The 20,684-nt window shown below is 63.9% G+C and carries 22 protein-coding genes; 13 read left to right on the top strand and 9 right to left on the bottom strand.

The window, feature by feature from the left end:
* Positions 1 to 12 precede the first annotated feature (12 nt).
* Positions 13 to 840, bottom strand: a complete 828-nt coding sequence (locus ACTEK7_RS06700; RefSeq protein ID WP_036001537.1) for a class II glutamine amidotransferase — start codon at positions 838 to 840, stop codon at positions 13 to 15.
* A 359-nt stretch (positions 841 to 1,199) separates the two neighbouring features.
* Between ACTEK7_RS06700 and ACTEK7_RS06695 the strand changes: the two genes are divergently transcribed.
* The 5 genes from ACTEK7_RS06695 (at position 1,200) to ACTEK7_RS06675 (ending at position 3,759) form a co-directional block, all read left to right on the top strand.
* Entirely contained in the window at positions 1,200 to 1,667 is a 468-nt protein-coding gene (locus tag ACTEK7_RS06695; RefSeq protein WP_109144143.1) for a tellurite resistance TerB family protein, read from the top strand.
* Positions 1,668 to 1,669: 2 nt separating this feature from the next.
* Positions 1,670 to 2,032 (top strand): hypothetical protein, encoded by a 363-nt coding sequence (locus tag ACTEK7_RS06690; protein WP_036001531.1) that lies wholly within the window; start codon positions 1,670 to 1,672, stop codon positions 2,030 to 2,032.
* On the top strand, positions 2,029 to 2,676 hold the full coding sequence (locus tag ACTEK7_RS06685; RefSeq protein ID WP_225132829.1) for a TerC family protein: 648 nt from the start codon (positions 2,029 to 2,031) through the stop codon (positions 2,674 to 2,676). The genes ACTEK7_RS06690 and ACTEK7_RS06685 overlap by 4 nt, the downstream gene beginning before the upstream one ends.
* Before the next feature lie 31 nt (positions 2,677 to 2,707).
* Positions 2,708 to 3,292, top strand: a complete 585-nt coding sequence (locus ACTEK7_RS06680) for a TIGR00645 family protein (protein WP_225132830.1) — start codon at positions 2,708 to 2,710, stop codon at positions 3,290 to 3,292.
* Between the two features lie 203 nt (positions 3,293 to 3,495).
* The gene (locus ACTEK7_RS06675) at positions 3,496 to 3,759 is read left to right on the top strand and encodes a hypothetical protein (protein WP_225132831.1); all 264 of its coding nucleotides are present in this window, start codon (positions 3,496 to 3,498) and stop codon (positions 3,757 to 3,759) included.
* Between the two features lie 69 nt (positions 3,760 to 3,828).
* Here ACTEK7_RS06675 and ACTEK7_RS06670 read toward each other — a convergent pair whose 3' ends face one another.
* A complete protein-coding gene (locus ACTEK7_RS06670; protein WP_225132832.1) occupies positions 3,829 to 4,725 on the bottom strand; it encodes an alpha/beta hydrolase family protein in 897 nt (298 codons plus the stop codon).
* A 181-nt stretch (positions 4,726 to 4,906) separates the two neighbouring features.
* Here ACTEK7_RS06670 and ACTEK7_RS06665 point away from each other — a divergent pair, with 181 nt between their 5' ends.
* The 3 genes from ACTEK7_RS06665 to ACTEK7_RS06655 all read left to right on the top strand — a co-directional run bounded on the left by ACTEK7_RS06665 (position 4,907) and on the right by ACTEK7_RS06655 (position 8,625).
* Positions 4,907 to 6,295 (top strand): class II 3-deoxy-7-phosphoheptulonate synthase, encoded by a 1,389-nt coding sequence (locus ACTEK7_RS06665; RefSeq protein ID WP_225146545.1) that lies wholly within the window; start codon positions 4,907 to 4,909, stop codon positions 6,293 to 6,295.
* Between the two features lie 4 nt (positions 6,296 to 6,299).
* Entirely contained in the window at positions 6,300 to 6,653 is a 354-nt protein-coding gene (locus tag ACTEK7_RS06660; protein WP_036001513.1) for a diacylglycerol kinase, read from the top strand.
* Positions 6,654 to 6,867: 214 nt separating this feature from the next.
* Positions 6,868 to 8,625 carry an NAD+ synthase gene (locus ACTEK7_RS06655; protein ID WP_225146546.1) on the top strand — a complete coding sequence of 586 codons (1,758 nt, stop codon included), beginning with the start codon at positions 6,868 to 6,870 and terminating at the stop codon, positions 8,623 to 8,625.
* A 25-nt stretch (positions 8,626 to 8,650) separates the two neighbouring features.
* On the opposite strand, the gene ACTEK7_RS06650 is transcribed toward ACTEK7_RS06655, so the two are convergent.
* The 5 genes from ACTEK7_RS06650 to ACTEK7_RS06630 all read right to left on the bottom strand — a co-directional run bounded on the left by ACTEK7_RS06650 (position 8,651) and on the right by ACTEK7_RS06630 (position 13,175).
* Positions 8,651 to 9,043 (bottom strand): cytochrome C oxidase subunit IV family protein, encoded by a 393-nt coding sequence (locus ACTEK7_RS06650; protein ID WP_225146547.1) that lies wholly within the window; start codon positions 9,041 to 9,043, stop codon positions 8,651 to 8,653.
* A 9-nt stretch (positions 9,044 to 9,052) separates the two neighbouring features.
* Positions 9,053 to 9,775, bottom strand: a complete 723-nt coding sequence (locus tag ACTEK7_RS06645; protein WP_225146548.1) for a heme-copper oxidase subunit III family protein — start codon at positions 9,773 to 9,775, stop codon at positions 9,053 to 9,055.
* A gap of 13 nt (positions 9,776 to 9,788) precedes the next feature.
* Positions 9,789 to 10,493: a cytochrome c oxidase subunit 3 gene (locus tag ACTEK7_RS06640; RefSeq protein ID WP_036022264.1), complete on the bottom strand. Its 705-nt coding sequence runs from the start codon at positions 10,491 to 10,493 to the stop codon at positions 9,789 to 9,791.
* Positions 10,490 to 12,268: a cbb3-type cytochrome c oxidase subunit I gene (locus ACTEK7_RS06635; protein WP_036001499.1), complete on the bottom strand. Its 1,779-nt coding sequence runs from the start codon at positions 12,266 to 12,268 to the stop codon at positions 10,490 to 10,492. The genes ACTEK7_RS06640 and ACTEK7_RS06635 overlap by 4 nt, the downstream gene beginning before the upstream one ends.
* A gap of 73 nt (positions 12,269 to 12,341) precedes the next feature.
* The gene (locus tag ACTEK7_RS06630; protein WP_109144140.1) at positions 12,342 to 13,175 is read right to left on the bottom strand and encodes a cytochrome c oxidase subunit II; all 834 of its coding nucleotides are present in this window, start codon (positions 13,173 to 13,175) and stop codon (positions 12,342 to 12,344) included.
* Between the two features lie 526 nt (positions 13,176 to 13,701).
* Here ACTEK7_RS06630 and ACTEK7_RS06625 point away from each other — a divergent pair.
* On the top strand, positions 13,702 to 14,607 hold the full coding sequence (locus tag ACTEK7_RS06625) for a DUF2189 domain-containing protein (protein WP_036001493.1): 906 nt from the start codon (positions 13,702 to 13,704) through the stop codon (positions 14,605 to 14,607).
* A 52-nt stretch (positions 14,608 to 14,659) separates the two neighbouring features.
* On the opposite strand, the gene ACTEK7_RS06620 is transcribed toward ACTEK7_RS06625, so the two are convergent.
* A complete protein-coding gene (locus tag ACTEK7_RS06620) occupies positions 14,660 to 15,829 on the bottom strand; it encodes a DUF2865 domain-containing protein (RefSeq protein WP_225146549.1) in 1,170 nt (389 codons plus the stop codon).
* Between the two features lie 140 nt (positions 15,830 to 15,969).
* Complete coding sequence (locus tag ACTEK7_RS06615) at positions 15,970 to 16,263, bottom strand: hypothetical protein (protein ID WP_225141425.1); 294 nt, start codon at positions 16,261 to 16,263, stop codon at positions 15,970 to 15,972.
* 288 nt (positions 16,264 to 16,551) lie between these two features.
* Here ACTEK7_RS06615 and cysS point away from each other — a divergent pair, with 288 nt between their 5' ends.
* The 4 genes from cysS (at position 16,552) to ACTEK7_RS06595 (ending at position 20,655) form a co-directional block, all read left to right on the top strand.
* Positions 16,552 to 17,934, top strand: coding sequence for a cysteine--tRNA ligase (gene cysS, locus ACTEK7_RS06610; protein ID WP_225146550.1), 1,383 nt, complete (start codon positions 16,552 to 16,554; stop codon positions 17,932 to 17,934).
* A gap of 115 nt (positions 17,935 to 18,049) precedes the next feature.
* A complete protein-coding gene (locus ACTEK7_RS06605; protein ID WP_036001471.1) occupies positions 18,050 to 18,541 on the top strand; it encodes a GNAT family N-acetyltransferase in 492 nt (163 codons plus the stop codon).
* Positions 18,538 to 20,136: a citramalate synthase gene (gene cimA, locus ACTEK7_RS06600; protein WP_225146551.1), complete on the top strand. Its 1,599-nt coding sequence runs from the start codon at positions 18,538 to 18,540 to the stop codon at positions 20,134 to 20,136. Before ACTEK7_RS06605 ends, cimA begins: the two co-directional genes overlap by 4 nt.
* Positions 20,137 to 20,277: 141 nt before the next feature.
* A complete protein-coding gene (locus ACTEK7_RS06595) occupies positions 20,278 to 20,655 on the top strand; it encodes a VOC family protein (RefSeq protein ID WP_036001466.1) in 378 nt (125 codons plus the stop codon).
* Positions 20,656 to 20,684 lie beyond the last annotated feature (29 nt).

Below are 20,684 nucleotides of genomic sequence, written 5' to 3'. Positions count from 1 at the left end.
CCGGCGCGGTCACTACCTGCGGGCGATAATCCGTCTGATTGTGGCCGGTTCCGCACCCGATGTACTGGAAATTGCAAGATCGAACGGAACAATTTTGACGGCTTCGGACGCTCGCGCGATCAGGGCGTGGTTCGGCGGGACTTCCGCCCAGTCCGATTCCTTATCGAACGGCTCGGAGACGACGATGACTTGCCCGCCGTCCTCGCGGAAGTAGAGCGTGTTCGCGGCATCGTTCACCGAGACCCGAAATGCGTAGAGGTCGCGGCCGTTGGCAATCGCGCTGGTAAAGCGCAGCCGCTCCCGAAGCCCGCCTTCATTGACGAATCCGAGGAGCGATTGCAGCACGGACTGTGTCGCGCCGAGCGGATCGTGCTCGAGACCGGCCCCCATCATGGCCAGGAACACGGCTTCCGAATCCGTCGTGCCCAGCCGCGATGGATAGTAGGCATCGGGAATCAGCGCCTCGACTTTGCGCCGCAGCCGATTCCAGCTGCCGACGAACCCGTTGTGCATGAACATCCAGTGCCCGCAGGCAAAGGGGTGACAATTCTGCCGCGTCACGGCCGTGCCGGTTGCGGCACGCACATGAGCGAAGAACAGATGCGAGTGCAGATGCCGGCAGAGGTAGCGCAGGTTTTCGTCCGACCACGCCGGGCGCGTCTCGCGATAAAGGCCCGGCTCGGGGTGCTCGCCATACCAGCCGAGACCAAAGCCGTCTCCGTTCGAGCCCGCCGTGGACTGAAGCGAGCGGATGCTCTGCGCAATCAGCGAATGCTCGGGTTCGGTGACATAAGGCTCGAACGAGGTGGTTTCGCCCCGGTATGCGATCCAGCGGCACATGCGGGTTCCTGCCAGGCGGTTTGATGCGTCGCGAGGTGCATCAACACCTGTCACGGACGCATGGTTCCAGCTGCGAAAGGGTTGCATGACCGATCCCGCAACGCCGAACGGATGCGGCGGCTGGTCGCAGCCGGTCCGCCTTGATTCCGACAGGCGTACCTATAATTCTGAAGCGAACAAGAATCCGGGCCCCTCTGGCGAGGACGTCGACGTTCGTCGGCAAACCTCGCGATGTCGGATGACCAGTCCCGCGCGAATGCGATGGATCGGCCGATTGTCGGGCCCCCTGTTTCGTTTTCTCCGACCATTCGTCCCCATCGCAGCTCCGTGCGGCTATTTCGCAAGTTAAGGGAGCTACGATGTCCGGAACCAAGTCCTCAAATTCGATCGAGATCACGGAACCGTCCAGCCTGAATGAGCAGGCCGCGGCGGCCGTGGTGATCGTGGGCGCCCTGGTAGCGGTTGCTGACCGGCGCGTCTCACCCGTCGAACGCGACGAGGTGATCCGTTTCATCAGAGACCGCAAGCTGGCGCCGCACATCGGCGACGAACGGCTCCGTGCGATGTTCGACGAACTCGCCGAACGGCTCGAAGAGCCGGATTTTGCCAACGTCGTGATCGATACGCTGCGACCGGTTTCGAACCTGCCGCTGTCGTCGCATCTGGTGGAGCTGTCGGAGCGCGTTGCTGCCGCAGACGAGGACGTACATCCCCACGAAGTCCAGGCGATTAAATTGTTGCGCTTGCTGACGCTGGTGCTGCCGCGCGCGAAGCCGGTCGGGGCGAGTGCGCCGGGCCCCAAGCTGCAGGCCGCCTCGAAGGGGTAAGCATGAGCACGATTTCGAACGAGCGCACCAGGCAAACCGAGGGGACCACCGACCAGATCGCCGGTGGAGACCCGCGCCTGGCCAAGCTCGTCGACCGCCTGCCGCCGCGCATGAGCGACACCCTGACCTATCTGCTCAAGCCGTCCAGCCGCTGGGTCAGGATTCCCTCGGGCACGCTACTGGTCGTCGGCGGTGTGCTCTCCATCCTCCCGGTGCTCGGCGTCTGGATGCTGCCGCTCGGCCTTGCTCTGCTCGCCGAGGACGTGCCTGCGCTGCGCTCCTCCCGTTCAAAAGTCTTCGACTGGATCGAGCGGCGCAAGCCGCATTGGCTCGATCCGTCTGCCTCTAGGAATGATCAATCATGACTGAACTCATCACCGCCGAAGCGCTGTCCGCGCTGTTTCAAGTCATCCTGATCGATCTCGTGCTCGCCGGCGACAATGCCGTCGTCATCGGCCTTGCGGCTGCCGGCCTGCCGGCCGAGCAGCGCCGCCGCGCCATCATCGTCGGTATCGCCGCTGCCACCGCACTGCGTATCGCCTTCGCCGGCGTTGCGACCCAGCTTCTGCAAGTGATCGGCCTTCTGCTCGCCGGCGGCGTGTTGCTGCTCTGGGTCTGCTGGAAGATGTGGCGCGAGCTGCGCGAGCAGGCCGCGCATGCGAAAGAACTCGCATTCGATAGTGGCGGCGCAGGTGCTGCGCCGGTACAGCAGCCGGTACAGCGGAAGACTTTCGGCCAGGCGGCGGTGCAGATCGTCGCCGCCGACGTGTCGATGTCGCTCGACAACGTGCTCGCGGTCGCCGGCGCCGCGCGGGAGCATCCCTACATCCTGGCCTTCGGCCTGCTCTTGTCGGTTGGGATGATGGGCGTTGCCGCGGATCTGCTTGGCCGTTTGCTCCAGAAGCAGCGCTGGGTGGCCTATGTCGGCCTCGCCATCATCCTTTACGTCGCGTTTGAGATGATCTATCGCGGGACGCTGGAACTTGCACCGGTGATTGCGAGTCTCTGAGGCGACAATCTACCGCAATCCGGAGTGATCAATGACGTCCGAACCCAAAGCACCTTCGGCGCGGGCCGCGCCGTTGCCGCCGGTCGGCCTGCTTCCGAAGCTGATCTTCGGCTCGCGCTGGCTGCAGCTGCCGCTCTATGTTGGCCTCATCGTCGCCCAGGCCGTCTATGTGCTGTTGTTCCTGAAGGAGCTCTGGCACCTCGTCTTGCATTCGTTCGACGCCAGCGAGCAGCAGATCATGCTGGTCGTGCTCGGGCTGATCGACGTCGTCATGATCTCGAACCTTCTGATCATGGTAATCGTGGGTGGATACGAGACCTTCGTTTCCCGGCTGAACCTCAGCGGCCATCCGGACGAGCCGGAATGGCTCGGTCACGTCAATGCCAGCGTGCTCAAGATCAAGCTCGCAATGGCGATCATCGGCATCTCCTCGATCTCGCTGCTCAGGACCTTCATCGAGGCCGGCAATCTCGGCACGACCCGCAGCAATTTCACCGAGAGCGGGGTGATGTGGCAGGTGCTGATTCATATGACCTTCATCGTCTCGGCGGTCGGCATCGCCTGGGTCGACCGCCTCAGCGAGAGCGGCCATCGCAAGGAGGTCGAGCACGGCTGATAAGCTGGCCGCCCAATACCTCCCGAGCGGCCAATCCTGGAGCCCGCCTGATCGTCCGGTTGGGCGGGCTCTCTTTTCGAGATCGATAAAATTGTCTGCGATCGGTTCAGCGCCGGCAAACGCTGCCGACAAGAAGCCGGGCGCCTTAAACCAGGCCTTTGGAACCGATCTGCATCCTGCCCGCAAAAGGGCAGGGCATCGGCATGACAATTCTCAGGGAGATCGTCGCAGCGGTCGCGGGAGTCTACGCGCTCCTGCTGGTCTGTGACGCATTGTTCGGCGTCGGCGAGGCGCGCTTCGACGACGCTTATTACCGCGCCAGCTTCTACGCACCGCGGCCGAAGGAGTTTCGGTTCGCGAGCGACACGCCGCCGGCGGTGCGCGTCAGCGACGCCTTCGCGCAGTTCGCTCCTAGCGACGCCAAGCCGAACCGGCGCTACTCGTCGCTGATGACGATCATACGCTAGTGGATGATGAGGCGGGGGGCGGGGCGGCTAGCTCCGCTATACCTCTCCCTTCGGGAGAGGTGAAGAGCCTCATTCCCCCTGAATCCATTCCGCGACGCCGCGCCACAGCGTGTCGCGGTGCTCGGGGCGGAAGAAGCCGAAATGGCCTATTCCCTTGGCGCCGACGTCGGAGGGTTTGACCATCAGCACCTCCGGCTTGATCGCAGTGAATCCGCTCGCGAGCAACTCGACCGCGGGCCGCGTCGCCCAGGGATCGTCGGAGAAGCATAGGGAGCGCAGCTCGCCCTTGAACCTGGCGAAGTTCTCGAGTGCCGGCAGCTTTGAATCGAACAGATAGCGTGGGCTCGAGACCCATTCGGTCCATTGCAGGAAGACGCCCTTGGGCAAATCCTCGCCGACGCCGGCCCAGCCCGGTGCGTAACCGAGTGCATGGACCAGCGGAACGCCGACAAAATTCATGAAGGCGTAGACCCGGTATTTTTCCGGCGAGGTCATCAACCGCCATGTCGCGGCCTGCGAGGCCACCAAGGCTGCGCGCGAGATCTCGCTGTTGTTCGCGATCAGCCCGAGCGCCTGGCCGCCGAAGGAATGGCCGATATAGGCGAGCGGCAGGGCATGATAGCGCTCGCGCATCCAGCTGACCGCGGCGGTGACGTCGAGCGCCGCCCAGTCCGACATCGAGGCCTTGAAGCCGACCAGCGATTTCGGCTGGTTGTAGCCGACCATCGCCGGCAGGCGGGAATCGCCGATGCCGCGATAATCGTAGGTCAGCACCGCGCAGCCGCGATGGGCGAGGTAGGAGGCAAAGCCCCGATAGATCTTTCGCGGCACGGCGGTCGCCGAATTGATCAGGACGGCATGGCGCTTGGCGCCGCGCGGCAGGAACAGGGTGCCGGTCAGGGCATAGCCGTCGGCTGCCGGGAAGCTGATCTCGTCGATGAAAACGTCATCCAGTGCCGCGCCCATGGCGGTCGGTGTCCTGTCGGATTCCTCAAGCCTGCCCAAGCAAATGCGAATTCGGCTTTGGCCGCAAGGGTTTGCGCTGCGAAATGGATTTACAACTGGCGGGGCGTGGCCGGCCTGTGTATAAGGCGGCCCTCGCAACCCCTAGATCAGGTTGTGGTTTTTGCTTCACGGAGAGATTGCGATGTCCGAGCGGTGGACGCCCGAGTCCTGGCGCAGCAAGCCGGTGCTACAGGTGCCCGAATATCCCGACGCCAAGGCTCTGGCCGACGTCGAGGCGCAGCTTGCGACCTTTCCGCCGCTGGTGTTCGCAGGCGAGGCGCGCAATCTGAAGAAGGCCTTGGGCCGCGTTGCGGCCGGCGAGGCCTTCCTGCTGCAGGGCGGCGACTGCGCCGAGAGCTTCGCCGAGCACGGCGCCAACAACATCCGCGACTTCTTCCGCGTGCTGCTGCAGATGGCGGTGGTGCTGACCTATGCCGGCGCGGTGCCGGTGGTGAAGGTCGGCCGCATCGCCGGCCAGTTCGCGAAACCGCGCTCGTCGGCGACCGAGAAGGTGAATGGCGTCGAGCTGCCGAGCTATCGCGGCGACATCGTCAACGACATCGCCTTCACCAGCGAAGCGCGCATTCCCGATCCGCAACGCCAGCTGATGGCCTATCGCCAGTCCGCCGCGACGCTGAACCTGCTCCGCGCGTTCGCCACCGGCGGCTTCGCCAATCTCGGCAGCGTGCATCAATGGATGCTGGGTTTCCTCAAGGATAGTCCGCAGTCACGCCGCTACAAGGAGCTGGCCGACCGCATCTCGGACGCGCTCAACTTCATGCGCGCCTGCGGCCTCGACCTCGAGAGCCATCCGGAGCTGCGTGCCACCGATTTCTACACCAGCCATGAGGCGCTGCTGCTCGGCTACGAGCAGGCCATGACCCGCATCGATTCCACCACCGGCGACTGGTACGCGACCTCGGGCCACATGATCTGGATCGGCGACCGCACCCGCCAGCTCGATCACGGCCATGTCGAATATTTCCGCGGCATCAAGAATCCGATCGGGCTGAAGTGCGGCCCCTCGCTCAAGGTAGACGAGCTGCTGAAGCTGATCGACGTGCTCAATCCCGACAACGAGCCGGGCCGGCTGACGCTGATCGGCCGCTTCGGCTCCGACAAGATCGGCGAGCATCTGCCGAACATGGTCCGCGCCGTGAAGCGCGAGGGCCGGGTGGTGGTCTGGTCCTGCGATCCCATGCACGGCAACACCATCACCTCGACGTCCGGCTACAAGACTCGTCCGTTCGACCGCATCCTGTCCGAGGTCAAGTCGTTCTTCGCGGTCCACGCCGCCGAGGGCACCCATGCCGGCGGCGTGCATCTGGAGATGACCGGCCAGGACGTCACCGAATGTCTCGGCGGCGCCCGCGCGATCACGGACGAGGATCTCAACGACCGCTACCACACGGTCTGCGATCCCCGCCTCAACGCCGAGCAATCCATCGATATGGCGTTCCTGGTCGCGGAGCTGCTCAAGCAGGAGCGCGCCGGCAAGGCTCAGCCGATTCCGGCCGCAGCGGGGCTGTAAGACCTTGCTGCGGATCTGGAAGGCCACGATCAATTCCCGCAACGGGCTGGCCTTTGCGTTCCGGTCGGAGCAGGCGGTCCGCGAGGAGATTTTTGCGCTGCTGCTGTCGGTGCCGCTCGCCTGGTTCATCGGCGCCACGGCGATGCGCGCGGTCGAATTGGTGTGCTCTGTCGCTTTCGTGCTGACGGTCGAGTTGCTCAATACCGCGATCGAGAAGCTCGCCGACCGGCTGACCTTGGATCACGACAAGCAGATCGGCCGAGTCAAGGACATGGGCTCGGCCGCGGTTGGCGTTGCGCTCTTGATGACCGGCGCGTTCTGGATCATTGCCATCATCGAGCGATTGGGGTTTCTCTAGAGCGCGGAGACAATCCATTGCGCGTGGGTGTCCGAGGTCCCTTCACCTCTCCCCAACGGGGAGAGGTCGATTTGTGTCTCGCGATGCGGAGCATCGTCGAGCTCAAATCGGGTGAGGGGGCTCAGCTCCCACGAGACACCGTAACCCCTCACCCGAATTGCATCTCCGACGCAATTCGACCTCTCCCTTCGGGAGAGGTGAAAGCGAGCGCGCGATGACCGAACGTCTCGACACATTCGCGGTCACGCTCGCCCAGCTCAATCCGACCATGGGCGACGTGGAGGGCAATGCGGCCAAGGCGCGCGCGGCGCGGGCGCAGGCCAAGTCCGGCGGCGCCGATCTCGTGTTGTTTCCAGAACTGTTCATCGCCGGCTATCCGCCGGAAGACCTGGTGCAGAAGCCCGCCTTCCAGGCCGCCTGCCGCGCCGCGATCGAAAGCCTCGCGCGCGAGACCGCCGATGGCGGGCCTGCGATGCTGGTCGGCACGCCCTGGGTCGAGGAGGGCATGCTCTACAATGCCTGTGCGCTGCTCGACGGCGGGCGCATCGCGAGCCTGCGTTTCAAGTGCAACCTGCCGAATTACGGCGTGTTCGACGAGAAGCGGCTGTTTTCGCGCGGCCCTGCCGCCGGTCCCGTGACTGTGCGCGGCGTGCGCATCGGTGTGCCGATCTGCGAGGACATCTGGCTGGAAGAGTCCGAGGATTACGAGAACGTGGTCGAGACGCTGGCCGAGACCGGCGCCGAGATCATCCTAGTGCCGAACGGCTCGCCTTACGCCCGCGACAAGAACGACGTGCGCCTGTCGGTCGCGGTGGCGCGCGTCACGGAGAGCGGGCTGCCGCTGGTCTATCTCAACCAGGTCGGCGGCCAGGACGAGCTCGTGTTCGACGGCGCATCCTTCGCGCTCAATGGCGATCTCTCGCTCGCGGCGCAGCTGCCGGCCTTCGAAGAGGGCATCGTCACGCTGCGCTTCAGCAGAAACGGCGACGACTGGCGCTGCAGCGGGCCGATCGCCGAGCTGCCCGAGGGCGACAAGGCCGACTACGCCGCCTGCGTGCTGGGCTTACGCGATTACGTCACCAAGAACGGCTTTCCAGGCGTGCTGCTCGGCATCTCCGGCGGCATCGATTCGGCGCTCTGCGCGGCGATCGCGGTCGACGCGCTCGGCGTCGACCAGGTGCATGGCGTGATGCTGCCTTACCGCTACACCGCGCCGCATTCGATCGCGGATGCCGGCGAGCTCGCCGGCCATCTCGGCATCCGCTACGAGGTGCTGCCGATCGCCGAAGCCGTGACCGGGTTCGAGACGATCCTGTCCGGCATCTTCAAGAACCTGCCGCCCGATATCACCGAGGAGAACCTCCAGGCCCGCACCCGCGGCACGCTGCTGATGGCGATCTCCAACAAGACCGGGCTGATGGTGGTGACGACCGGCAACAAGTCGGAGATGTCGGTCGGCTACGCCACGCTTTATGGCGACATGAACGGCGGCTTCAACCCGATCAAGGACATCTACAAGACGCAGGTGTTCCGCCTGGCAAGCCTGCGCAATTCCTGGAAGCCGGAGGGCGCGCTCGGCCCTGCCGGCGAGGTGATCCCGCCCGACATCATCACGCGCCCCCCGACCGCGGAGCTGCGCGAGAACCAGACCGATCAGGACTCGTTGCCGCCTTACGACGAGCTCGATGCCATCCTGGAGCGCCTGGTCGAGCGCGAGGAGCCGCTCGACCAGATCATCGCCGCCGGCTTCGACCGCGAGACGGTGATCCGGATCGATCATCTGCTCAACGTCGCCGAATACAAGCGCCGCCAGGCCGCGCCTGGGGTGAAGGTGACGCCGAAGAATTTCGGCCGCGACCGCCGTTACCCCATCACCAACCGTTTTCGCGACAAGGGCCAGCCGTTGCCGGCGACGGATGAGGCGCTGGTGTCACGTGGAAGCACGGCGTCAATCGACGCATTCGAGGGGTGATGCCTAGCCTGAGCGACGGCAGGCGCTATGACGGGGTTGCAAAAAACAGCACCCTCAGGAAGTGCGTGTATTCGGATTCGAGCGCCATGATCGCCACAAATACGAATACCACGACCGGCGGCAGCAGGATGGCATAGGTCAAGGCCAGCCGCTCCCAGGCCATGTGCATGAAGACGGCGACGATCAGGCCGGCCTTCAACATCATGAACAGCAGGATCAGCGACCACCTCAGATAGCCATGCAGGCCAAAGTAGTCGACGAGGTAGGAGAACGTGCTGAGGACGAACAACCAGCCCCAGACCACGAGGTAGAGCTTGATCGGGTGCTGTTGCCCCTCGGCGTGAACGGCTTCCGTTGCGACTGCGCCGTGCGCCGGAGCGTGGAGCCGCTCTTCCATGTGTACCGCCGCGTTTGTCATGCGCCGACCTCACCAAAGATAGAAGAATGCAAAGATGAACACCCACACGAGATCGACGAAGTGCCAGTACAGGCCCGTGATCTCGACGATCTCGTAATTCCCCCTTCGGCTCGTGAAGAAGCCGCGCCTCTCGACGTCGAAGTCGCCACGAAAGACCTTTCGCGCGATGGCGATCAGGAAGATCACACCGAACGTTACATGGGTGCCGTGGAAGCCGGTGATCATGAAGAAGCTCGCACCAAACTGCGGGGCGCCCCATGGATTGCCCCAGGGCCGGACGCCCTCCATGATCAGCTTGGTCCATTCGAAGGCCTGCATTCCGACGAAGGTCGCGCCGAAGGCTGCAGTGACCAGCATCAGGATTGCGGTTCTCACCCGATCGCGGCGGTAGCCGAAATTGACGGCCATCGCCATCGTACCGCTGCTGCTGATCAGCACGAAGGTCATGATGGCGATCAGGATCAGGGGCATGTGGTTGCCCCCGATATTGAGGGCGAAGACTTCGCTGGGATTGGGCCACGGCACGGTCGTCGACATGCGCGCCGTCATGTAGGAGAGCAGGAAGCAACTGAAGATGAAGGTGTCGCTGAGGAGGAAGATCCACATCATGGCCTTGCCCCAGGACACGTTCTTGAAGGCGCGCTGATCGGACGCCCAGTCGGCGGCGATGCCGCGCCAGCCTTCAAGCCGCGCAGGCGATTGGCCCGGATTTGTCAGCACGGTCTCAGCCATCTGGTCTCGCCTCCTAGCTCAGCAATTGGCGGCAGATGTCGATGAAATCGTCGGTCCAGCCGGTGAGAAGACCGAGCAGGACAAGCCAGACCAACAGCAGGAAGTGCCAGTAGATGGCGCACAGCTCCACGCTCAAGCGCATGTCGGCGATCTCGGCGCCGCGCCACATCTTGGCCGAGGTTCGGCCCAAGGCCACCAGACCGCCCGTCAGATGCAGCCCGTGCACTGCGGTCAACAGGTAGAAGAAGGAATTCGATGGATTGGACGCCACGAAATATCCCGCAGCCCCGAGCCGTTGCCAGGCCAGGAGCTGCCCGGCGAGGAAGATCACGGCAGATGCTCCGCCCGCGAGCAGACCGATCATGACGCCTTCGGTATCGTGTCGGCGCGCGGCCACGTACGACCATTGCAGCGCGACACTGCTCAGGACCAGGACGCCCGTGTTGACCCACAGCAGCCGCGGCACCGGCAGCGGCCGCCAGTCCACCACGCTCATGCGCATCGAGTAGGCGCTGATGAAGAGGATGAACAAGGCGCTCGCGACCGCGAGAAACACGCCAAGTCCGATCTTCGCTGCCGGCCAGGTTATGGCATCGCCGCCGGGGAAGTCACCGGCCGGGCCTTCCTCCAGCCAGGGCTTGGCCGTCAGGCGCTGTTGCGACAGCCACCATCCGGCGATCACCGCAAGCACAGCCAGGAACAGGATGATGGCGCTCACGAAGCAGCTCCCTGAACGAGCTGAGTCGCGCGCGGCGGCTGGTTCTGCGGAATGAAGTCCTCCGCGGCACCGGGCACACTGTAATCATAGGCCCAGCGGTACACGACAGGGAGCTCCTTGCCCCAGTTGCCGTGCGCTGGGGGCGTCTCCGGCGTCTGCCACTCCAGCGTCGTCGCCCGCCACGGATTGCCGCCTGAGGCCTCACCTTTGAACAGGCTCCAGACAAGGTTGAACAGGAACACCATCTGGCTAAAGCCGACGATCAAGGCCACCACGGAGATGAAGGCGTTGAGTGAATGGGCCGAGGACGGGATGAACGTCGTATCCAGGAGTTCGAAATACCGGCGCGGGACCCCGAGCAGTCCAAGATAGTGCATGGGGAAGAAGATCAGGTAGGCGCCGAGGAAGGTGACCCAGAAGTGAAACTTGCCCATGGCCTCGTTCAGCATCCGCCCCGTGACCTTTGGGTACCAATGATAGATCGCGCCGAGCACGACCATGATCGGCGCCACGCCCATCACCATGTGGAAATGGGCGACCACGAACATGGTATCCGAGAGGGGCACGTCCACGACGACGTTGCCGAGGAAGAGGCCGGTGAGCCCGCCGTTCACGAAGGTGACGATGAAGCCGAGGGCGAACAGCATCGGCACCGTGAGATGAATGTCGCCGCGCCACAGGGTCAGCACCCAGTTGTAGACCTTGATCGCGGTGGGGATTGCGATGATGAGCGTCGTGGTGGCGAAGAAGTACCCGAATTGCGGGAACATGCCGCTCACATACATGTGGTGCGCCCATACGATGAAGCTGAGCGCGCCGATGGCTACGATCGCCCAGACCATCATGCGATAACCAAAGATGTTCTTGCGCGCATGCGTGCTGATCAGATCGGAGACGATGCCGAAGGCGGGCAGGGCAACGATGTAGACTTCGGGATGACCGAAAAACCAGAACAGGTGCTGGAAGAGCAACGGGCTGCCGCCGCCATGTTTCGAAAGCGTGCCCATCTCGAGGAGAGCGGGCATGAAGAAGCTGGTTCCCAAGAGACGGTCGAACAGCAGCATGACCGAGGCAACGAACAATGCAGGGAACGCGAGGAGCGCCATAACGGTCGCCGTGAAAATGCCCCACACCGTCAGGGGCAGGCGCATCAAGGTCATGCCGCGCGTGCGCGCCTGCAACACAGTGACCACATAGTTCAGCCCGCCCATGGTGAAGCCGATGATGAACAGGATCAGGGACGCGAGCATGAGAAGGATGCCCCAATCCTGCCCGGGCGTTCCTGAAAGGATTGCTTGCGGCGGGTACAGCGTCCAACCGGCGCCGGTGGGGCCGCCGGGCACGAAGAATGTCGAGGCAAGCACCAGGACTGCGAGCAGGTAGATCCAGTAGCTCAGCATGTTCACATAGGGGAAGACCATGTCCCTGGCGCCGACCATCAGCGGGATCAGGTAGTTGCCGAAGCCGCCCAGGAACAATGCGGTGAGCAGGTAAATCACCATGATCATGCCGTGCATGGTGATGAACTGGAGGTACTGGTTGGCATCGATGAAAGAGAACGTGCCGGGGAATCCCAGTTGCAGCCGCATCAGCCACGACAGCACCAGGGCCACCAGCCCGATGGCCGTGGCCGTCAGCGAATACTGAATGGCGATCACCTTGGCGTCCTGCGAGAACACATATCGTGTCCACCAGCTCCGCGGATGATAGAGCTCGACGTCAGGTACTTCGGCAGGCGGGATGCCGGGGATCCCTTCATATGGAACATCGACCATAGAACCTCCTCGGTCGTTCCATCGGGGGGAGGCGCTGGCCTCTTGCGCCCGATCTATCTTCGGCGGCAGCTTGCTACTTGCTGCCGGATTGATACGTCGTCTTCACGACGGCTTTTGCCGGCGATAATTCTGCGAACGTTTTTTGTTGCTCCAGCCAAGCGTGATATTCACGCTCTTCGTCGACGATGACCTTGGCCCGCATTTGATAGTGAGCAGTGCCACAAAGCTCCGCACAGAGGACATCGAAGGTTCCGGTTCGGATCGGCGTGATCCAGAAATAGGTCACCATGCCTGGAACCATGTCCATCTTGGCCCGGAATTCGGGCACGTAGAAATCGTGCAGGACATCGACCGAGCGGAGGAGAACCTTGACCGGCTTTCCGACTTGAAGGTGCAGGTCGCCGCTCTCGATCACGACATCGTCCTGCGCGTGCCGGTCGTCACGATTGAGCCCCATCGGATTGTCGGAAGCGATGTTGCGGACATCGGATGTGCCCAACTGCCCATCCTTGCCCGGAAGGCGGAAGCTCCACTGCCATTGCTGGCCCATGACCTCGAGCTCGGTGGCATCCGCAGGCACCGTCACGAACTGGTGCCAGACCACGAGGCCAGGCGCCAGCATGGCCGCGACGCCGACGCCGGTCCCGACGCTCAGCCACCATTCGAGCCTTTTGTTTTCCGGATTGTAGTCAGCCCTTCTTCCCTCTCTGTGGCGAAAGCGGAAGACGCAGTAAGCCATGAAGGCGATCACGGCGACGAAAACAAAGCCCGTGATCCAGAACGTGATGTTGATGGTGTGGTCGATATAGGCCCAGTTCGTGGCGATCGGCGTCCACCACCACGGGCTGTAGATGTGAAACAGCACCGAGCCGATCGCGACCAGAAGCAGTATCAGTGCGACAGCCATCCTGATCCATCCTTGCCATCGAAGGCTACGGATACGAATCCCGGGCGGAGCTCATGTCTGTCGCGATGGCTGGCCTTTCTTGGCATATGCCATCGCCGGCCTCTTGCTTCGCCCAGTCCACCGATCGCGAAATCAAGAGAACGCTCGCGACCTTCAACTCTAAGGGCGTCTGCGTCTAAAATGATCCCAGCCTAATCCGGCGTCAATAGAGCAATAGAGGTGCCCGAATTGGTGTGATTGCCGGTGCTGGCAAACCGTCAAGCATCCGGTGCCCATTGTTCGGTTTGGGTGATGCAACGCACAAATCCGTGCTGGTGCGCAATTCACCCAACCGTGAGTGCAGTCGTGCTCCGCGCGCGCTAAGCTTGCCGGGCAGGTCGCGACGGGTTCCGTCCGGCCAGGCTCGGTTACTGAACCTGGGTTGCCGTACCAGACCCATCGCGTTTCCTGCTCGTCAGGCGGACACGCGTGGCTGAAGAGCGCGTGTTGTCGAAAACCGCGATTTTCAGCACGGGAGGGTCCGTACATGGCCACTCTGTACTCCCACGACATCAGGCGGCGCGCATTCGGCGAAGCGACCTCCTATCCCATTCGCAAGATAAGCTTGTCCGACCTGACCGAGGTCCTGCGCCTGGGTTGGGGTGATTTCCAGGCGATGCCGAGTCACGCTATCGTCGTGTGCCTGATTTATCCCGTTCTCGGTCTCGTCCTGTTCAGGATGGTGCTCGGCTATTCGGTGCTGCCGCTACTGTTTCCGCTGGCCGCCGGCTTTGCCTTGATCGGTCCTTTTGCCGCGATCGGTCTCTACGAACTCAGCCGTCGTCGCGAGCGCGGCGAAGAGGTCGAAGCATGGGATGCGATCAAGGTGCTGCGCGCACCGTCGTTCGGCGCCATGGTCGAACTCGGCGTGCTCCTGCTGGTCCTGTTCGGGGCCTGGATCGGTGCCGCGAACGCAATCTATGTCGCGATCTTCGGTCACGCTGCGGCCGCAAGCATACCCGACTTCGCAACGCGCGTGCTGACGACACCCGAAGGCTGGTCGCTCATCATCATCGGTTGCGGTGTCGGCTTCCTGTTTGCGGTTGTGGCATTGTGCGTTAGCGTCGTGTCATTTCCGTTGATGCTGGACCGTCATGCGACGGCGATCGACGCGATCCGCACGTCGCTCCGAGCGGTGGCGGCGAATCCGGTTGCGATGGCCGGATGGGGCCTCATCGTGGCGGCGCTGCTCGTGATCGGCTCGCTGCCGCTCTTCGTCGGTCTCGCCGTCGTTCTGCCGGTGCTCGGTCATGCCACCTGGCACCTCTATCGGCGGGTGGTCGAGCCCAATCCGAACCCACCGGACGCACCGCTTCCGCCCCGGAAGGGCAGGCGCTACGCAGCAGACTTTCCGGCCAATCTCTTCCCGTGGAGCCGCGAGGGCGAGCCGTAACAGCGGAACGGCCGCGCTGGGACGCCTGCGCGGAGCATGACAGAGTGGCGGCCTACTTCTGCTGCTGCGGCAGGAAGGTCGGGCCGACCGAGCGGATCGGCTTGTTCTCCGACGAGGGGCTCGCGTCCGCGGGTGGCGTGGCGACCGGTGCGGCAGCAGTTGCTGGCGCAGGAGCCGCGCCTTTCTTGGCATTGGCAGGCTGCGGCGCGCCCTTGTTGAGCCGTTGCTGCTGCATCTTCCTGGCGCTTTCCTCGGTGACGATGATGTCGCCCTGCTGCTCGGCCGCGGCCTTGTCATCGGCCGATTTCAGCGCATCCGCCCAGGTCTGTCCCGCCGCCTTGCAGGAGCAGGAAGGGTTGAACTCGCTGCGGAATTTGAATGCGGTCGGCAGCGCTGTGTAGGGCTGGCCGCCGATCGAGACCGCAGCGTTCATATCCTCGCCGGGATTGCGATGGCTGTAGAGCACGGCTTCCGCGGCCGGGCACAGCGCCTTGCAGGTCTTCTCATCGTCAGGGAAGCGCGCCGGCACGGTGGCAAAGGAGATCGGGAAATAGGCGCCGTCGCAGGTGCGCACGCAGACGGTGCGGAAGGTGCCGGATTGCGGGCCGAGATCGGAGGGCGGCATGGCCTGCGGATTGTTCGGATTGTTGCCGCCGAACAGATTGCTGAGGAAGTTGCCGCCGCCCTGCTGCTGCACGGCATTGGCATATTGCGGGCCGCAATTGTTCTGCGCCAGCGCCATCAGCACCGAGCGGCGCTGGTTGTCGCGCTCCGGGTTGGCGCCGGGGCCGCCGCGCAGCCGCTCGAGGCTGCCGGTAATCTGGTCCAGATTGGCGCGCATCTGCTGGATCTGGGTGTTGACCGGGCCGCACTGCGCCGACTGGCCGTTGAACAGCGAGAAGAAGCCGGAGGAATCGCAGCCCATGCGCTTGGCCTGCATGGTGACACGGTCGAGCTCGGCCTGCTGCTTGGCCTGGGAATCCTGGTAGCGGCGGATCTGCTCTTCGCGCGCGGCATCACCTCCGCCGCGATCGAGCGCGGCGAGCTGGGCTTCCAGCCGCACGCACATCGGGTTCGGTCCGAGCCCGTTCTGGCCGGGCTGGGGCGGCGGGCCGGCCTGCGCCAAAGCGCCATCGGCGAGCACGAGTGTGCCGAGGAGCACGGTGCAGGCAAGGAGGGAGCGGGCACGGAGGAGAGAGAAGAATTCAGGCATATCCGCCATTCTAGCGAGGTCACGGCCCAGCGTGATCATCCAAGTGAGGTGGGGGCCGAAGCGCGCCCTCCCAATAGCCGCTTCCCGCGGCATCGTCACGTCGTTTCAGGGGCCGAACTGGTCCTAAGGTCCGCCAGCTCCGAGGGAATTCAGCGCTGGCAGGTGATTGCGACATATTCGTCGCAATGGCCATGGGAGCAGTTTGTGCCGGTTTTGGGGACGGAGCCGGTAATTTCGTCGGGATCGACCCGGCGATAGCCTGATGCCTTTGCAAAATCTCGTGACTGGCAATAGGTGCGCGCGGCGGAGGCGCCGCATGTGTCGCCCTTGGTGTCGTTCTTGGCCAGGCACTGGTCGGCGATGATGAAGACGCGGGTCTCGGCGCACGCCTGAGGTGCTGCAAGGAGCGAGGCGCCGAAAATGAGCGCGAGCAGGGATCGCATGAAAATACCGGAGCAAAAAATCAGGGAACTGCAGTTCCAGAATGGCCTCAAATGGTTAGGGGATCATGAAGCCTTAAGGCAGGCCGCGCCCCTTGCGGAGGCAAAAACGGCATTTTCGCGGCCCTTGACGCCGGGGCCCGTGGTGGCCCATATGTGGCCGCATGAACGGTCTCCTCGCCATTTGCGCCATTTGCCGCGAGATTACGAGCTAGCGATTCGCTGGCTGGAGCCGTCTTTTCTCAAACACATTGAGAGCCTTGGACGCCCGGCCGAGAGGGATGGGTTGTCATGGAATTGCGTCTTTACGATACGCTGAGCCGGGAAAAGCGCACCTTCGTGCCGCTCGATCCGAACAACGTCCGCATGTATGTCTGCGGACCGACGGTCTATGACTTCGCCCATATCGGCAATGCGCGGCCGGTGATCGTGTTCGACGTGCTGTTTCGGCTGCTGCGCCACATCTACGGCGAGGCGCACGTCAAATATGTCCGCAACATCACCGACGTCGACGACAAGATCAACGACCGCGCCGCGCGCGACTTTCCCGGCCTGCCGCTGAACGAGGCCATTCGCAAGGTCACCGAGCAGACCGGCAAGCAGTTTCATGCCGACGTCGATGCGCTCGGCGCGCTTCGGCCGAGCGTCGAGCCGCGCGCCACGGAGCATATCGGCGAGATGCGCGAGATCATCGAGAAGCTGGTCGCCGGCGGCTTTGCCTATGTCGCCGAGAACCACGTGCTGTTCTCGCCGCAGGCGATGAACGCGGCCAATTCCGCGCTGCCGCGCTATGGCGCGCTGTCGAAGCGCTCGCTCGACGAGATGATCGCCGGCGCGCGGGTTGATGTTGCGCCCTACAAGCGTGATGCGACCGACTTCGTGCTGTGGAAGCCGTCGAAGCCGGGCGAGCCGTCCTGGCCGTCGCCATCCGGCATCAAGGCGGTGGGGCGTCCGGGCTGGCACATCGAGTGCTCAGCGATGGCCTGGAAGCATCTCGGCGAGCATTTCGACATCCATGGCGGCGGCATCGATCTCGTGTTTCCGCACCACGAGAACGAGGTCGCGCAGACCTGCTGCGCCTTCCATCGCGAGCGCATGGCGAACTATTGGATGCATAACGGCTTCTTGCAGGTCGAGAGCGAGAAGATGTCGAAGAGCCTCGGCAACTTCATTACGATCCACGAATTGCTCAGGGATTGGCCGGGTGAGGTGCTGCGCCTCAACATGCTCAAGACGCATTACCGCTCGCCGATCGACTGGACCATGAAGTCGCTGGAGGAGAGCGCCAAGACGCTCGACGACTGGTACCGCGTCGCGGCCGATGTCGCGCCCGGCGAGCCGGCCGCGTCGGTGGTCGAACCGCTGCTCGACGACCTCAACACGCCGCAGGCGATCGCGGCGCTGCACGGCCTCCGCGGCAACGATATCGCAGGTCTTGCGGGCTCGTTGCGGCTGCTCGGATTCCTCTCCGAGAGCGCGGCGCAGTGGGAAGGGCGCAAGCAGCAGGCGAGCGGGATCGACGCCAAGGAGGTCGAGCGCCTGCTCGCGGAGCGAACAGCTGCGCGTAGCCGCAAGGACTTTGGCGAGTCCGACCGCATTCGCGATCTGCTCGCTGCGATGGGCGTCGCGATCAAGGACTCCAAGGAAGGCACCACCTGGGAGATCGCCCGATGAAGCGCCCCGAGACGCCGTTTCCGCGGCACTGGCTCTATTACATCGCGCTGAAGATCGCGCTGCTCGCCGGCGCGGTCGCGATCGTGCTCAAGCTTTATGGGATGTGGTAAGGACGATGGGACAGACTTTGCCAAAGCCCGCACTGAGGCCCTTCCTGCCGGCGGATGTGCCGATGCTCGCCGCGATCTTCGCCGCCAGCATCGAGGAGTTGACCGGCGACGATTATAGCGAGGCGCAGCAGGAAGCCTGGATGGCGGCGGCCGAGGACGAGGAGTTCGGCAAGCGGCTTGCGTCCGACCTGACGCTGATCGCGACGCTGGAAGGCTCGCCGGTTGGTTTTGCTTCGCTGCGCGGCAACGATCACATCCGCATGCTCTATGTGCATCCGGCCGTGGCCGGGCAGGGCATCGCGACCATGCTGGTCGACGCGCTGGAGAAGCTCGCCGGCGGCCGCGGCGCCAAGAGCCTCTCGGTCGACGCCAGCGATACCGCGGAGGGCTTCTTCGCCAAGCGCGGCTACACCGCCCAGCAGCGCAACAGCGTCACCATCAACGACGAGTGGCTCGCCAACACCACCATGAAGAAGACGCTCGGAGCGGGGCAATGAGCAAGCAGCGTCTCTATCTGTTCGACACCACGCTGCGCGATGGGGCGCAGACCAATGGCGTCGACTTCACGCTGGCCGACAAGCAGGTCATCGCGGCGATGCTCGATGATCTCGGCATCGACTATGTCGAGGGCGGCTATCCCGGCGCCAATCCGCTCGATACGGAGTTCTTTGGCTCCAAGCCCAAGCTCAATCATGCGCGCTTCACCGCCTTCGGCATGACGCGGCGGGCGGGCCGCTCGGTGTCCAACGATCCTGGGGTCGCGGGCCTTTTGGAAGCGAAGGCGGACGCGATCTGCTTCGTGGCGAAGGCGTCGGCCTATCAGGTCCGCGTCGCGCTGGAGACCACGAAGGGAGAAAACCTCGCCTCGATCCGCGACAGCGTCGCGGCGGCGAAGGCGGCCGGCCGCGAGGTGATGCTCGATTGCGAGCATTTCTTCGACGGCTACAAGGAAGACGCCGCCTTCGCGCTCGCCTGCGCCAAGGCCGCCTTCGATGCCGGTGCGCGTTGGGTGGTGCTGTGCGACACCAACGGCGGCACCATGCCCGATGAGGTCGAGGCCATCGTCAGAGACGTGACCAGGCACATCCCCGGCGATCACGTCGGCATCCACGCCCATAACGACACCGAGCAGGCGGTGGCCAATTCGCTCGCCGCGGTGCGTGCCGGCGCGCGGCAGATCCAGGGCACGCTGAACGGCCTCGGCGAGCGCTGCGGCAATGCCAATCTCTGCTCGCTGATCCCGACGCTGAAGCTGAAGACGGGGTTTGCCGACGCTTTCGAGATCGGCGTCACCACCGAGAAGCTGGCGACGCTCGTCAAGGTGTCGCGCACGCTCGACGACATGCTGAACCGCGTGCCGAACCGGCATGCTCCTTACGTCGGCGAGAGCGCCTTCGTCACCAAGACCGGCATCCATGCCTCCGCCGTGCTGAAGGATCCGCAGACCTACGAGCATGTGTTGCCGGAGCTGGTCGGCAATCACCGCAAGGTGCTGGTGTCCGACCAGGCCGGGCGCTCCAACGTCATCGCCGAGCTCGACCGCGCCGGTATCCCCTACGAGAAGAGCGATCCCAAGCTGACGCGTCTCGTCGAGGAATTGAAGGAGCGCGAGGCGGCCGGCTATGCCTATGAATCCGCCAACGCCTCGTTCGAGCTCCTGGCGCGCCGCACGCTCGGCAAGGTGCCGCATTATTTCGAGGTCGAGCAGTTCGACGTCAACGTCGAGCAGCGCTACAACGCGCTCGGCGAACGCGTCACGGTGGCGCTCGCGGTGGTCAAGGTCGACGTCGCCGGCGAGCATCTGATCTCGGCGGCCGAAGGCAACGGTCCCGTCAACGCGCTCGACGTCGCCCTGCGCAAGGACCTCGGCAAGTACCAGAAGTTCATCGAGGGCCTGACACTGATCGACTATCGCGTCCGTATCCTCAATGGCGGCACCGGCGCGGTCACGCGCGTGCTGATCGAGAGCGAGGACGAGAACGGCGATCGTTGGACCACCGTCGGCGTGTCCCCGAACATCATCGATGCCTCGTTCCAGGCGCTAATGGATTCGGTAATCTACAAGCTCGTGAAGTCGGACGCGCCGGCGTAACCCCCACGACGACTGTCATTCCCCGCGAAGGCGGGGAATCCAGTACGCTGCGGCCCATCGATTTATCTACTGCTGTCACGGAGTACTGGATCGCCCGGTCAAGCCGGGCGATGACACCGAGGATGGGGAAAGGGCACGGCCATGATCGACCACATCTCCGTCGGCGTCAGCGATCTCGATCGCGCCGCAAAGTTCTACGAGGCGACGCTCGCCGCACTCGGCCTCGCGCGCCTCGTCACGCGGCCGCGGACGATCGGGTTTGGCAAGGCCTATCCGGAGTTCTGGATCAATCTGCGCGAGGGCATGCCGCGTGTCGCGCCGGAGAGCGGCGTGCACATCTGCCTGCGGGCGAAAACCGCAGCCGAGGTCGATGCGTTTCACGCAGCTGCGCTGTCCGCTGGCGGCGCCTCCGACGGCGCACCGGGCCTCCGCCCGCACGATCGCGTGCGCTACTACGCCGCCTTCGTCACCGATCCCGACGGCAACCGGATCGAGGCGGTGACGTTTCCGCAGGAATAGGGACGGTCTAAAGCGCGATGCGATTAGGA

The sequence above is a fragment of the Bradyrhizobium sp. JHI2711 genome (assembly GCF_056156565.1).
The sequence above is the reverse complement of the archived record's forward strand: the minus strand, read 5'-3'. Positions and strand labels throughout refer to the sequence as shown.